This window comes from Ferriphaselus sp. R-1, assembly GCF_000746095.1.
Classification (GTDB): Bacteria; Pseudomonadota; Gammaproteobacteria; order Burkholderiales; family Gallionellaceae; genus Ferriphaselus.
In genome coordinates, this window is the sequence record NZ_JQKP01000003.1 from 196,041 (window position 1) to 210,304 (window position 14,264).

At 59.9% G+C, this 14,264-nt stretch carries 13 protein-coding genes and 1 tRNA gene; 2 read left to right on the forward strand and 12 right to left on the reverse strand.

From position 1 onward, the window contains the following. The first annotated feature begins 1 nt into the window (after position 1). Positions 2–76, forward strand: a tRNA-Arg gene (locus DM08_RS05380). A gap of 139 nt (positions 77–215) precedes the next feature. Beyond that, complete coding sequence (locus DM08_RS05385; RefSeq protein ID WP_035383602.1) at positions 216–1,574, forward strand: DEAD/DEAH box helicase; 1,359 nt, start codon at positions 216–218, stop codon at positions 1,572–1,574. A gap of 63 nt (positions 1,575–1,637) precedes the next feature. On the opposite strand, the gene DM08_RS05390 is transcribed toward DM08_RS05385, so the two are convergent. The 12 genes from DM08_RS05390 to DM08_RS05445 form a co-directional block, all read right to left on the reverse strand. Then, entirely contained in the window at positions 1,638–2,342 is a 705-nt protein-coding gene (locus tag DM08_RS05390; protein WP_035383603.1) for a YebC/PmpR family DNA-binding transcriptional regulator, read from the reverse strand. Positions 2,343–2,414: 72 nt separating this feature from the next. Next, the gene (recQ, locus tag DM08_RS05395) at positions 2,415–4,247 is read right to left on the reverse strand and encodes a DNA helicase RecQ (RefSeq protein ID WP_035383604.1); all 1,833 of its coding nucleotides are present in this window, start codon (positions 4,245–4,247) and stop codon (positions 2,415–2,417) included. Positions 4,248–4,262: 15 nt separating this feature from the next. Next, a complete protein-coding gene (ftsB, locus tag DM08_RS05400) occupies positions 4,263–4,589 on the reverse strand; it encodes a cell division protein FtsB (protein ID WP_035383605.1) in 327 nt (108 codons plus the stop codon). Next, the gene (eno, locus tag DM08_RS05405; RefSeq protein WP_035383606.1) at positions 4,589–5,872 is read right to left on the reverse strand and encodes a phosphopyruvate hydratase; all 1,284 of its coding nucleotides are present in this window, start codon (positions 5,870–5,872) and stop codon (positions 4,589–4,591) included. The genes ftsB and eno overlap by 1 nt, the downstream gene beginning before the upstream one ends. Positions 5,873–5,888: 16 nt before the next feature. Further along, positions 5,889–6,740, reverse strand: coding sequence for a 3-deoxy-8-phosphooctulonate synthase (gene kdsA / locus DM08_RS05410; protein WP_035383607.1), 852 nt, complete (start codon positions 6,738–6,740; stop codon positions 5,889–5,891). Beyond that, on the reverse strand, positions 6,737–8,377 hold the full coding sequence (locus DM08_RS05415) for a CTP synthase (protein ID WP_035383608.1): 1,641 nt from the start codon (positions 8,375–8,377) through the stop codon (positions 6,737–6,739). The genes kdsA and DM08_RS05415 overlap by 4 nt, the downstream gene beginning before the upstream one ends. Positions 8,378–8,485: 108 nt before the next feature. Further along, the gene (acpS, locus tag DM08_RS05420; RefSeq protein ID WP_035383609.1) at positions 8,486–8,866 is read right to left on the reverse strand and encodes a holo-ACP synthase; all 381 of its coding nucleotides are present in this window, start codon (positions 8,864–8,866) and stop codon (positions 8,486–8,488) included. Beyond that, positions 8,863–9,579: a pyridoxine 5'-phosphate synthase gene (pdxJ, locus tag DM08_RS05425; RefSeq protein ID WP_035383610.1), complete on the reverse strand. Its 717-nt coding sequence runs from the start codon at positions 9,577–9,579 to the stop codon at positions 8,863–8,865. The genes acpS and pdxJ overlap by 4 nt, the downstream gene beginning before the upstream one ends. Then, positions 9,576–10,298, reverse strand: a complete 723-nt coding sequence (recO, locus tag DM08_RS05430; RefSeq protein WP_035383611.1) for a DNA repair protein RecO — start codon at positions 10,296–10,298, stop codon at positions 9,576–9,578. Before recO ends, pdxJ begins: the two co-directional genes overlap by 4 nt. Beyond that, positions 10,295–11,188, reverse strand: coding sequence for a GTPase Era (era, locus tag DM08_RS05435; protein ID WP_035383612.1), 894 nt, complete (start codon positions 11,186–11,188; stop codon positions 10,295–10,297). The genes recO and era overlap by 4 nt, the downstream gene beginning before the upstream one ends. A gap of 59 nt (positions 11,189–11,247) precedes the next feature. Continuing rightward, a complete protein-coding gene (locus DM08_RS05440) occupies positions 11,248–13,374 on the reverse strand; it encodes a CotH kinase family protein (protein ID WP_081908779.1) in 2,127 nt (708 codons plus the stop codon). 8 nt (positions 13,375–13,382) lie between these two features. Next, complete coding sequence (locus DM08_RS05445) at positions 13,383–14,231, reverse strand: hypothetical protein (RefSeq protein ID WP_152555783.1); 849 nt, start codon at positions 14,229–14,231, stop codon at positions 13,383–13,385. Between the last annotated feature and the right edge of the window lie 33 nt (positions 14,232–14,264).

Genomic DNA, 14,264 nt, shown 5'->3' on the forward strand with positions numbered 1-14,264 from the left:
CGTCTCCGTAGTTAAATGGATATAACCGGCCCCTCCTAAGGGTCAATTACAGGTTCGATTCCTGTCGGGGACGCCAGAAGCAAGCCATGCAGGCGCATCGTGGAGTGGGTCGCGTCCTGCGGGGGATATTATCAGAGTAGTCTCGCACATGGCGGGATCGCACGGAGAAGGTCCCTGATTTCGCCCCACAGACCTTACGCTGAAAGGCTACCGTATTGAACACCATCAGTTTCGCTGATCTGAAACTTGCGCCGGAGATACTCCGCGCCCTGACCGAATCCGGTTACACCACGCCGACGCCGATCCAGGCGCAGGCCATCCCGCTGGTGCTGGACAATCACGACCTGATGGCGGGCGCGCAGACCGGCACCGGCAAGACCGCCGCGTTCGCGCTGCCCATGCTGCAGAAGCTGTTGCCCCACGCCAGCTCCAGCACCTCGCCCGCGCGCCACCCGGTACGCGCCCTGATCCTGGTGCCTACACGCGAATTGGCGATCCAGGTCGAGGAGAACATCAAGGCTTATGCCAAACACACCAAGCTGCGTTCGCTGGTGGTGTTCGGCGGGGTGGACATCAAATCACAGACCCCACACCTCAAGAACGGGGTCGAGGTGCTGGTCGCGACACCGGGCCGTTTACTGGATCACATCGAGCAGAGGTCAGTCCAGCTGAACACGGTGCAGATGCTGGTGCTCGATGAAGCGGACCGGATGCTGGACATGGGCTTCATGCCCGATCTGAAACGCATCCTCGCCCTGCTGCCGCGCACCCGCCAGAGCCTGATGTTCTCGGCCACCTTCTCGGACGAGATCAAGAAGCTGTCCCAGGATTTCCTGATCTACCCGACGCTGATCGAGGTGGCGCGCAGCAACGCCTCCAACGACAACATCACGCAAAAGGTGTTTTTGGTGGAATCCGGCGACAAGCATGCCCAACTCACCCAGCTACTGCGTGGCAGCGATGCGACGCAGGTGATCGTATTCACCAAGACCAAGCTCACCGCCAGCCGCTTGGCGCGCCAGTTGCAGCGCGATGGTCTGGCCGCCGATGCCATCCACGGCGACAAGAGCCAGTCCGAACGCATCCAGGTGCTGGATGCGTTCAAGCAGGGCAAAGTCACCGTACTGATCGCCACCGACGTGGCAGCTCGCGGCCTGGACATCGACAGCCTGCCCATGGTCATCAACTATGAGATCCCGCACGCTGCCGAGGATTACGTGCACCGCATCGGCCGGACCGGTCGCGCGGGCGCTTCCGGCACGGCCATCTCGCTGGTCTCGCCGGAGGAAGAGAAGTATCTGGTCGAGATCGAGAAGCTGATCAAGAAAGAGATCCCCAAAGAGCGCTATGTCGCACAGCCGGTCGGCTCTGCGCGTGCGCCGCGTGGTGACCGCCCCGAGCGCCAGCATGAGTATCACACGCCCACTCACCGTAAGCCCAGCCATGATCCCTGGTTCGACCGGCCTTACGAACCCAGTGTGAGCGTGGCGAAGCCGGCACCTAAGCCGGAGCTGCCGACGGCCCGCTCAAAGACCCAGATCCCGGCCCTGTTCAGACGCCCCACAGAGGAATAACTTCCGCCATTGCGGGCTGCTCTAGCAGCCCGGCCTGCCTGATTGGAGTGTTGCGCCGGGTGGCTAACCGGCCAAACCTACATAGACATTCTGCACGTCGTCGTCGCCGTCGATGGCTTCCAGAAAGGCCTCGACCTCTTCCCGCTCGACATCGCCGCTCAGCGTCACCGGGTTTTTCGGGCGATAGCCGAGCTTGGCCGAAGTGACGGTGTAGCCCTGCTCCGGCAGCGCCTTGCACACTGCATCCAGATCGGTCGCGTCGGTAATGAACAGCGCCGTGCCCTCTTCGTCCGCCGCCTCGAAATCCTGTGCGCCCGCTTCGATGGCGGCCAGTTCGATGTCAGCTCCAGCGCTGGCCGTCGCTTCTATCATGCCGACGTAGCTGAAATCCCACGAAACCGAGCCTTCCGCGCCGAGCTGCCCCTTGCGGAACAGCACGTTCATGCTGGACTTGGTGCGATTCACGTTGTCGGACAGGCATTCGACGATCACAGGCACGCGGTGCGGCGCGAAACCCTCGTACACCAGTCGCTCCAGTTGCGCGCCGCCATCCAGCAGACCGGCCCCCTTCTTGATGGCGCGATCCAGCGTGTCCTTGGGCATGGAAGCCTTCTTGGCCTGCTCCACCACCAGCCGCAGACGGGAATTGGCCGAGGGATCGGCGCCACCGCGCGCCGCCACCATGATTTCCTTGGCCAGTTTGCCGAAGATCTTGCCCTTGGCGTTGGCTGCGAGTTCTTTGTGTTTAGATTTCCACTGTGCGCCCATGACTCTGCTCTCTTACGTTGGTTGAATTATCGAGGCGCGCATCTTGCCTCATAGTCCGGCGAGCGGCAACACTCAGCGCCCGTTCGCCGCCTCTTCCAGCACACGCAGGAAGTCGTCGCCATAGCGTGACAGCTTGGCCTGACCGATGCCGCTGATCTGCCCCAGCTCGGTGAGCGACTGCGGACGGCGGTTGAGGATCTCCAGCAGCGTGCTGTCGTGGAAGATGACGTAAGGCGGCACGCCCTGCTCTTTGGCCAGCTCCATGCGCTTGACCCTGAGCGCCTGCCACAGCGGGTCGTCATGGGCATCGGCAAACGCTTCGCGCAGACGCGAGCCGCGTTCGGCCTTGGTATTGCGCCGCTTGACCGGCTCGGCATCGCGGCGCAGCCACACCGACTGCTCGCCGCGCAGCACGGGACGGGCCGACTCGGCAAGGCGCAAGCCACCATACGCTTCCATGTCCACGGCGATGAATCCGGCGGCGACCAGCTGCCGATAGACGCTGCTCCACTGCTGCTGCGTGAGCGCGTGGCCGATGCCGAACGTGGACAGGCGCTGGTGGTCGAACTGCTCGACCTTGGGGGTCTGCTTTCCCAGCAGCACGTCGATGAGGTGGGCCACGCCGAAGCGCTGGCCGGTGCGATACACGCAGGACAGCGCCATCTGCGCGGCCTGGGTGGCATCCCAGGTGTCCACCGGCTCAAGGCAGTTATCGCACTGGCCACAATCGCCGGGATGTTGCTCGCCAAAGTAGCGCAGGATGGTCTGGTGGCGGCACTCGGTGGATTCGCAGTAGCCTAGCAGCGCATCCAATTTCTGCAACTCTACCCGCTTACGCTCCTCGGGCGCGTCACCAGATAGCAGCATTTGCCGCATGGACACCACATCGCCCAGACCGTAAGCCATCCACGCATTGGCTGGCAAGCCATCGCGACCGGCGCGACCCGTTTCCTGATAGTAACCTTCCATGCTCTTGGGCAGATCGAGGTGGGCGACGAAGCGCACATTGGGCTTGTCGATGCCCATGCCGAATGCAACGGTGGCCACCATGATCACGCCCTCCTCGCGCAGGAAGCGGCTCTGGTTGGCCTGGCGCGTGGCGGCATCCAGCCCGGCGTGATATGGCAAAGCATCCCAGCCCTGCTCTTTCAGCCAGGCAGCAGTTTCTTCCACCTTCTTGCGCGACAGGCAATAGACGATGCCCGCATCCTGCGGATGTTCAGACTCAAGAAACGCCTGCAACTGATTGCGTGCATTGAGTTTCTGCGTGACACGATAGCGGATGTTCGGACGGTCGAAGCTGGAGACGAACTGCTTCGCCTGCTCCAGCGCAAGGCGCTCGACGATCTCGTGGCGCGTGGGCGCATCGGCGGTGGCGGTGAGCGCGATGCGCGGCACGGCGGGGAAGCGCTCATGCAGAATGGTCAGCGCGCGGTATTCGGGGCGGAAATCATGGCCCCATTGCGACACGCAATGCGCCTCGTCGATGGCGAACAGCGCGATACTCTCCTGCTCGTCCAGCCACTCCAGCAACCCCAAAAAACCTTCGGTCATCAGCCGCTCCGGGGCGACATAGAGCAGCTTCAACTCGCCGTTATGCACTTGCCGATACACCTCGCGGGCGGCTTCGGCATCCAGACTGGAATTGAGGAAAGCAGCCGACACGCCCAACTGCTTGAGCGCATCGACCTGGTCCTGCATCAGCGCGATCAGCGGCGAGACGATGATACCGATGCCGGGACGCGCCAGGGCGGGTATCTGATAACACAGCGATTTTCCGCCGCCGGTCGGCATCAGCACCAGAGCGTCGCCGCCCGCAATGACGTGTTCGACGATGGCCTGCTGCGCACCGCGAAACGCGGTGTAACCAAAGATTTCCTGCAGGAGTTGCTGCGGTGTCGGCATAGTAACTGCCGACGCTCAATCCCGGCTGGGCAGCGCGGGAGCGGCGACCACCGCCGAGGCGGGAGCCGGCTGATTTTCGGTGAACTGGAAGAAGACTTCGCCTTGCTTGATCATGCCCATCTTGCTGCGGGCATGTTCCTCGATGGCTTCGGTGCCTTGTTTGAGATCGCGCACTTCGGCATCCATCAGAGCGTTGCGCTCCTGTATCTTCTGGTTCGCCTGTTTTTCGATCTCAAGTTGTTGACCAAACTCGCGTACCTTCATCCAGCCGCCCTTGCCCAGCCATAGCGGATATTGCAATAGCAGGATCAGGGCGATCAGGATGACGGTGATGATGCGCATCAGCCCAGCTGGTAATACGCCTCACGACCGGGGTAGGAGGCGCAATCGCCCAGATCTTCTTCAATGCGCAGCAGCTGGTTGTACTTCGCCATGCGATCGGAACGCGACATCGAGCCGGTCTTGATCTGCAAGGCATTGGTCGCCACAGCGATGTCGGCGATGGTGCTGTCCTCGGTCTCGCCAGAACGATGCGAGATCACAGCGGTGTAACCGGCGCGCTTGGCCATCTCGATGGCGGCGAAGGTCTCGGTCAGGGTGCCGATCTGGTTGATCTTGATCAGGATGGAGTTGGCCAAGCCCTGCTTGATGCCTTCGCGCAGAATCTTGGTGTTGGTCACGAACACGTCGTCACCGACCAGTTGCACGTCGTCGCCCAGACGGTCGGTCAGCAGCTTCCAGCCGTCCCAGTCGTGTTCGCTCATGCCGTCTTCGATGGTGATGACGGGATACTTGTCGACCCAGTTGGCCAGGTAATCGACGAACTGCGCCGAAGTCAGCTTCAGACCTTCGGACTCGATGTGGTACAGGCCGTCCTTGTAGAACTCGGAACTGGCGCAATCGACACCGATGGCGACATCTTCGCCCGGCACATAACCCGCCGCTTCGATGCCTTCGACGATCAGTTGCAGCGCAGACTCGTTGCTCGGCAGGTTGGGTGCGAAACCGCCTTCGTCGCCGACGGTGGTGGGCATGCCCTTCTCGTCGATCAGCTTCTTCAGCGCATGGAACACCTCGGCACCGCAACGCAGTGCTTCGCGGAAGCTGTCAGCGCCCACCGGGATGATCATGAACTCTTGCATGTCGATGTTGTTGTTGGCGTGCGCGCCACCGTTGATGATGTTCATCATCGGCACCGGCATCTCCATACGCGCCGAGCCGCCCAGATAGCGGTACAGCGGCAGGCCAGCATCTTCAGCCGCAGCGCGCGCCACGGCCATGGACACCGCCAGGATGGCGTTCGCGCCCAAACGGGACTTGTTCTCGGTACCGTCCAGATCAATCATGGTCTGGTCGATGAATGCCTGCTCGGAGGCATCCAGACCGATGATCGCTTCGGCGATCTCGGTGTTCACATATTCGACGGCGCGCAACACACCCTTGCCCAGGTAACGGCTCTTGTCGCCATCACGCAGTTCGATGGCCTCCTTGGCACCGGTGGATGCACCGGAAGGCACGGCCGCACGGCCCATCACGCCCGATTCCAACAACACATCGGCCTCCACCGTAGGATTACCACGGGAGTCCAGGATCTCTCTTGCCACTACGTCTACGATTGCACTCATTGCTCTCTACTCTCTCTCACACGCTTCTCAAATTGATTTTCTCTTCGATCAAACCCTGCTGCTTCACTGCTGCATCCAACACCAGCAGTGTTTCCAACAATTCCTTCAGATGCCCCAACGGAAAGGCATTCGGCCCATCCGACATGGCCTGCGCCGGATTCGGGTGCGTCTCCATGAACAAGCCGGAGATGCCCGCCGCCACTGCCGCCCGTGCCAGCACCGGCACGAATTCGCGCTGACCGCCGGAAGCCGTGCCCTGCCCGCCCGGCAACTGCACCGAATGGGTGGCATCAAACACCACCGGGCAATCCGTCCCGCGCATCACGGCCAGTGAACGCATGTCCGACACCAGATTGTTGTAGCCGAACGACGCACCGCGCTCGCACACCATGATGTTGTCGGCACCACCGGCTTCGCGCGCCTTGTCCACTACGTTCTTCATGTCCCACGGCGACAGGAACTGGCCCTTCTTGATGTTCACCGGCTTGCCGCAGCGTGCCACGGCGTGGATGAAATCGGTCTGGCGGCACAGGAAGGCCGGGGTCTGCAACACATCCACCACTGCCGCCACCGGCTCGATCTCTTCCTCGGTATGCACGTCGGTCAACACCGGCACACCCAGCTGCCGCTTCACTTCCGACAGGATACGCAAGCCTTCTTCCATGCCGAAGCCGCGAAAGGACTTTCCCGAGCTCCGGTTCGCCTTGTCGTAGGAAGACTTGTAAATGAACGGAAGGTTCAACGCCGCGCAGATTTCTTGCAACTGGCCAGCCGTATCCAGCGCCATCTGCTCCGACTCGATCACGCAGGGACCGGCGATCAGGAACAGAGGATGGTCCAGACCGGCATTAAACCCGCACAGCTTCATTGCACGTCCTTATGGGCAACAGCCGCTTCGACAAAGGCCTTGAACAAAGGATGCCCGTCGCGCGGGGTGGAGGTGAATTCCGGATGGAACTGCACGCCGACGAACCAGGGGTGGTCGGGCAACTCCATCATCTCGGGCAGATTTTCGCTCGGCGTACGTGCCGAGATCACCAAGCCCTTGGCTTCCAGCGCGGGAACATAATGATTATTGACTTCGTAGCGGTGACGGTGACGCTCGTTCACTTCGTCGCCGTAGATGCGCTGGGCCAGTGTGCCAGCCTTGATCGGACAACGCTGCGAACCCAGGCGCATGGTGCCGCCCAGATCGGAATCGGCGGAACGCTGCGCCACTTTGCCGTCACGATCCAGCCATTCAGTGATCAGCGCCACCACCGGATGGGTGGTCTCCATGTCGAACTCGGTGCTGCTCGCATCGGTCATACCCGCCACATCGCGCGCATATTCGATCACCGCCAGTTGCATGCCCAGACAGATGCCGAGGTACGGCAGTTTGTTCTCGCGCGCATAACGGATCGCGGTGATCTTGCCTTCCGTGCCGCGCTTGCCGAAGCCGCCCGGCACCAGGATCGCGTCCAGCTTGTCCAGACAGGCGGTCCCGTCGGACTCGATGTTCTCGGAGTCCAGATATTCGATGTTGACGCGCGTCGAAGTGTGGATACCGGCATGGCGCAAGGCTTCGATCAGCGATTTGTACGACTCGGTCAGTTCGACATACTTGCCGACCATGCCGATGGTGATCTCATGCGTCGGATGCTCCAGTGCTTCGACCAGACCGGTCCAGACCGACAGGTCGGCGACCGGGGCTTCTATCCCCAGCTCTTCGCAGACGATGCGATCCAGCCCCTGATCCTTGAGCATCTGCGGGATCTTGTAGATGCTGTCGACATCCCATACCGAGATCACCGCATCTTCACGCACGTTGGCGAACAGCGAGATCTTGGCGCGCTCATCGTCCGGGATCGGACGGTCGGCCCGGCACAACAAGGCGGTCGGCGAGATGCCGATCTCGCGCAGCTTTTGCACGCTGTGCTGGGTCGGCTTGGTCTTCAGTTCGCCCGCCGTAGCGATGTACGGCACCAGGGTCAGGTGCACATAGGCCACGGTCCCGCGCTTCTTGCGCAGACCCATCTGGCGTGCGGCTTCGAGGAACGGCAACGACTCGATGTCGCCCACCGTGCCGCCGATCTCGCAGATGGCCACATCGGCCTGACCATTGTGGGATGCCGCCGCGCCGCGCTCGATGAAGGCCTGGATCTCGTTGGTGATGTGCGGGATGACCTGCACCGTCTTGCCCAGATACTCGCCGCGCCGCTCCTTGCGGATCACGCTCTCATAGATCTGGCCGGTGGTGAAGTTGTTGGCCTTGCGCATCTTGGCGCTGATGAAGCGCTCGTAATGGCCAAGGTCAAGGTCGGTCTCCGCCCCGTCCTCGGTCACGAACACTTCGCCGTGCTGGAACGGGCTCATGGTGCCGGGATCCACGTTGATGTAGGGATCCAGCTTGAGCATGGTGACCTTGAGACCGCGTGATTCAAGGATCGCGGCCAAAGAAGCGGCGGCGATGCCCTTCCCCAGGGAAGACACAACGCCGCCAGTAATGAAGATGAATTTAGTCATGGGGCGCAATGATACCGGAAAACAGGCCTTCCCTCAAAACAAGCATGGAATCTTGACCGCCGACCTTTCGATGAAGAGTACGGCACAGCTGAGCCTGATCCGCCCGCCTCAGCGACCTTCCAGCACCACGAATGCGACCACGGTTTCACGTTCATCGCTGATGCTCAGATGATGGCGCTCCACACCTCGTTGCTGGAGATAGCCGCGCAATACCTCATCGAAAGCGAAGGCCGGCTTGCCCAGCTCATCATGGATGACGCTCATGCTTTGCAGAGTGACGGGCTGGCGCAGACCGAGCCCGGTGGCCTTGGCGCAAGCCTCCTTGGCGGCGAAACGTTTGGCCAAAAAACGGGCAGGATGGGGCTGAGCGGCATATTCCGCCAGTTCCTGCACACTCAGAATGCGCTCGGCGAACGCGACACCATGCCGCTGGATCGCGGCTTCGATGCGCGCGACGGCAACGATGTCGGTGCCAATACCGAGGATCACGGAACGAGCAACGCCTTCATCTTTTTCACTGCCGCCTCCAGGCCGATGAACACGGCTTCGGCGATGATGGCATGGCCGATGTTGAGTTCGGCGATGTGCGGGATGGCGACGATGGGACGGACGTTGTGATAGTTGAGGCCGTGCCCCGCATTGACTTGCAGCCCCAGCGCGTGGCCGTGCGCCACGGCGTGGCGGATACGCGCCAGTTCATGTTCACGCTCGGGCACGCTGTCGGCATCGGCGTACTTGCCGGTGTGGATCTCGACCACCGGCGCACCTGCCGCACGCGCAGCGTCGAGCTGCCGCTCGTCCGGGTCGATGAACAGCGAAACGCGGATACCGGCGGCAGTGCACAGCGCAGTCGCGATGCGCACCGCCTCGAAATGGCGGATCACATCCAGCCCGCCTTCGGTGGTCAGCTCTTCGCGGCGCTCCGGCACCAGACAGATGTCGTGCGGCTTGATGCGCAAGGCGTTCTCTATCATCTCCTCGGTGACGGCACATTCCAGATTCATGCGCGTCTGCAACATGCCGCGCAACACCTCGACATCGGCATCCTGGATGTGGCGACGGTCCTCGCGCAAATGAATGGTGATGGCATCCGCTCCCGCCTCTTCGCAGATGAGCGCGGCACGCACCAGGTTGGGATAATTGGTGCCGCGTACCTGACGCAGGGTGGCAACGTGGTCGATATTGAGTCCGAGTTTGATCATAGTTTCTGCAAATCCTTAATCAGTTCGCGCGTGTGCAGCGCCTTCCCGCCCAGATGGTGATTCAGCAACAAGCGCATCAACTGCTTGCTCTGCTGCGCCGTGAGCGGATCGCGGTAATCGTCGGTGGCCATATCCAGCAAGGTCTTGCCGCGCACCGGCATTCCCTCTTGCGCAGCCTCCTCAGGCAGTGCACCGCGCTCGACAACATAGCGGTAAATCACGTCCGGCGCAATCGGCTTGCCGCTGCCTGCTTCGCGCTCCAACGCCAGCGCGTAGCCCAGTTCCTGCAACAGATGTTTCTCGAAACAGCGCAGCGTGGCGGCATGGTCGTCCTCGTGCGCGAGACGGTGCAATGTCAGACGGTAGTATTCGAACAGGGCTTCGTGCGGATCGTCGCGCACCAGCAGATTGAGCAACAACTCGTTCAGATAGAAGCCACACATCAGTGCCGTGCCCTGCAACTGCGGCTGGCCGCCCTGCCACTCGGCACTGTGCAAGGTCTTCACCTCGCCCTTGCCGAACCACGACAGCAACAACGGCTGAAAACTCATCAACACGCCGCGCAAAGCCGCACGCGGACGGCGCGCGCCCCGCGCCACGATAGGCAGACGGCCATGTTCACGGCTAAAGATTTCCACGATGAGGCTGGTCTCGCGGAACGGGTGGCTGTGCAGCAGAAAGGCGTGCTGCTCCTGAACGCGCTGTTTGCTAGCGGTCATTCATAACCCAGGGATCGCAGCATCTGTGCGCTGTCTGCCCAACCGCTACGGACCTTGACGAACACTTCGAGGAAGACCTTGCCATCGAACAGCTTTTCCATGTCGAGGCGAGCCTGAGTGGCGATCTCTTTGAGCTTCTCGCCCTTGCTGCCGATCAGCATGGCCTTGTGCGCCTCCTTGTCCACCAGAATGCCAGCGTTGATGCGGCGTAACTTTCCTTCGAGCTTGAATTGCTCGATCACCACACTGACCGAATACGGCAGCTCTTCGCCGGTGAAGCGGAACACCTTTTCGCGCAGGATCTCGGAGGCTAGAAAACGCTCGTTGCGGTCGGTGATCTCGTCTTCGGCGTAGATCATCTCGCCTTCCGGCAGCTTTTCGCGTACCGCTTGCAGCAAGGTATCCAGATGCTTGTTCTGGCGTGCGCTCACCGGCACGATGGCAGCGTAGGCAAAATCAGCGGACAGTTTCTGGATGAAAGGCAATAACTCGGCCTTGTCATCAAGCATGTCGGCCTTGTTCACCACCAGGATCACCGGCACTTCGTCCGGCAGCAGTTTCACCACTTCCAGATCGCGCTCGTCATAATGGCGAGCCTCGACCACGAACAGCACCACCTGCACGTCGCGCAGACTGGTGTTGACCACGCGGTTCATGCCGCGATTGAGCGCGTTCATGTGCTTGGTCTGGAAGCCCGGCGTATCGACGAACACATATTGGCAGTCTTCGTCGGTGCGAATGCCGTGGATGCGATGGCGCGTGGTCTGCGCCTTGCGCGAGGTGATGCTAATCTTCTGGCCGATCAGGTGATTGAGCAGAGTGGACTTGCCCACGTTGGGACGTCCGACGATGGCAACGTAACCGCTGCGGAAAGGGGTGGCTTCTGTCATATTGGGTCCGATGGAGTCTCCACTGCGGGCAGATCAAGGCCGGGTTCACACCCGGCCTATTACTTCTTGAGATTGTCGATGAAGTGCTGGAACGCCTTACCGATCGGTGTCGGCACACTGACATCCTTGGTCGAAACCGCCCCCGAGCTTTGCTGGGATGGCACATCCGGGGAGTCGACACAGGCCACGAAACGGAGAGTTCGATTCGCTGCCAAGCTCAATTCACGTACGGTCAGGGTTTTCGACAGCACATTGACGCGCGTGAACTGTGGAGTCCAGATGCCGCCATCGAGCAGCCAAAGTTGCAAATCCTTCTGCTCGCCTTCCAGGCCACGGGCATCGCTATTCTGCGAGTTTTCCTGCAGATATTCCAAAGTCACATCCGCAACCAGCGGCCCCCCGCCTTTGGTAGTCAGTTCCCAGGAACGTTTCAAGCACTGATTGGCCGATCTTTCAGGCGGCAGCGCGGGCGGTGTCTGGAAACCGAGGACCGTTGATGTGATGGTCACCGGCTTGGAGATGGAACGCACTCGGATCACTGATGCGATCTTGCCCGATTTATCCACCAGCGGGCGATCATAACCGGGACGTTGCACTGTCCAACTCGCCTGCAAGGTGCTGGCCACCGTCGGTGCAGGATTCATCGGCTGATTAGGATCATAGACATACTGCCACTTGCTCTCATCGCCCACTGAAGCTGCCTTCAGATAGGCATAGTGCGCCAATGCAAAGTATTTGATCGCATCGGCTTGCTCGTCATAGGAATAGATCCGGTTGGACGAGAACATATCTTGCTGTGCATCGTTGATCGTATTGTTCTGAATCACGTTGACTCTGGCCGCGACCCGCTCCGGAGAGAACCAGCCATACGTACGCTCGTCGCCATAGGGTTTACCTATGCCTAACAAGTGCGCCGTCCGTCTTTTCAGCCGCTCGAACAACACCGGGTCTTCCAGCGTCTTGGTCTTGGCTTGCCCCGGGAAACCGATATCCGGGCCATAGTAATACACGAAGTTACTGTTGAACACATCACGCGGCGCGCCCAGATAAGGATCCCAGCTGCGCCCCATGGTCAAGTCATAATCCCAAGGCATCACCTCCCACTGTGCGACTTTGTTGCTGTAGTACAGGAAGTAATTCTTATTGTAAGTATCACCATTAGTCAGGATGCCATTGACGACGATCCAGTTCAGCAGGGAGTCGTTATGGAAATGACTGTCAACGAACTCGTGATACGAGTCTTTGGGTGTCGCAGTGATGCCATTCGCCAATTGGGCCAGATTGGCCATATTGCCATCTGCCGGAGAGAATTTCTCGTAGCAGCTATTTCCCCGGTTTAACTTCTTGCCTGTCGTCTGAGTTGGGCCATCCATCGAGGCGGCACTCAAATCACCGCAGTGCGTCGCATCATTCGGCTGATACAACTCCCCATCGGTACCCAAGCCGGCACGATCAAACACCTCGGGCCCCACCCACTCGGTGAAGAGGAACAGTCCGACATATTTCTTGTTCAGGTAAAGCCGCGTATAGAAGGTGTTCAGCACGTTCATCCCGGCGGCACGCGCCAGATCCCAAGCCAGCCACTCGCGCAACATACTCGGGTCAGATGCCATCGAGTTGAGCGATATCTTGCGGTAACCGTACCAGTCGCCCTTACTTTCCTTATCCAGTTTCACCAGCAAGGATTTCTTGATGAAACCACGCGTCGAGCTTCCCTTGACCGAAACCCTGCCCTTCAACTGCTGCCCATCCTCCTTGAGTACGGAGACCGCAAAGCTGGAATTGTCGTGAGCCGGCTTGTAGAACAACAGCACAGACTCATCCTCATCCATTTGCAGCTCGATGCTGGCTATCGGCAGCGGGCCATTTAGAATCTGACCGAAGGGGCCCATGTACTCCAGATTACGTGAGTCGCCACCAGCCTCCATATTGAAGCCTAATGCATCCTCATTGGCAGCCTTCTGGCGATAGTCGAAACCCGGTGCCGCCGCACCGCTTTTCTGCTTCACGACCTTGACGGCCTTCTTGGCAGGCGAAGCTGTCAGATACGGTGTCGACTTGGGGAAGAACGGGAAATCGGCAGGCGGAGCATCGGCCCCAACCGCACTCAATGACATACCGCAAGCGAAAACGGCGAGCAGCAAGCTGCCGCCGTTTCTTATCAGATCAACTCCAAGTCGCTTCATTATTCAGCTTATTTGAATGCCTTGCTGACACCCACGGAGACACCCACAGATTTGGCGGCATTTTCGCCCCATACCGTAGCCTGTGGCGTGATGTGAAAAGAGGTACGCTCACCGATCAAAGTGCTCAACTCCACGCCAACGACGACCGAGCGTGTATAAGCAAAACGGTTACCGAACAGATTCGGGAACTGGCGATCGCCCTTGCCAAAGGTCCAATGGACATTCAGCGCCGGACCAATCTTCCAGGTATCAGAAATGGCATGTTTCCATTTAACATGGCCGGCAATCTCGGTGGCCGGAGCGCCATTCCAGACGCGCGTGAAGCCACCGTATTCCCAGTAACTATCGAGCTTGGGGAAATAACCTGGCTTGTAAGGATCTTCGTCATAGGCATCAAAGGGTGGCCCAAAATAGGCACCCGCCTCCAAGCCAACTTCGCCATAACCCAGGCGCACTGGTGCCGCAGCATCGTAGCCGCCCGGCACGATCAACTTCAACTCCCACGCCTTGCCATTGGAGAGCGCGTCCAAACGACCGCGTATACCGACGGCAACATCGCCCAAACCACTGGCACTGTTGGGGCCGCAAGCGATCTTGTGTAAACCGGCCTGAGCAATCAACGTATAGTGATACGACAGACCGTATTCGGCATTCAGCCCCAGTCCAGTGTTATCGTGCGTGCCGCACGCGAATGGCCCCAAGACCCGGTTCTGGTTCCAGAATTGATTCGCCGTAGCATAGGACAAGTTCGCACCGATGGCTTTCTCCCCTTCACTGCGTACCCAATTACCCGCCACCGCCACATTGGACGCGACTAACAAACCAATCGCCACCATCCCCGATTTATACGTAGCCATGAAATCTCTCCCTAAATTTATGATGAGCCACTT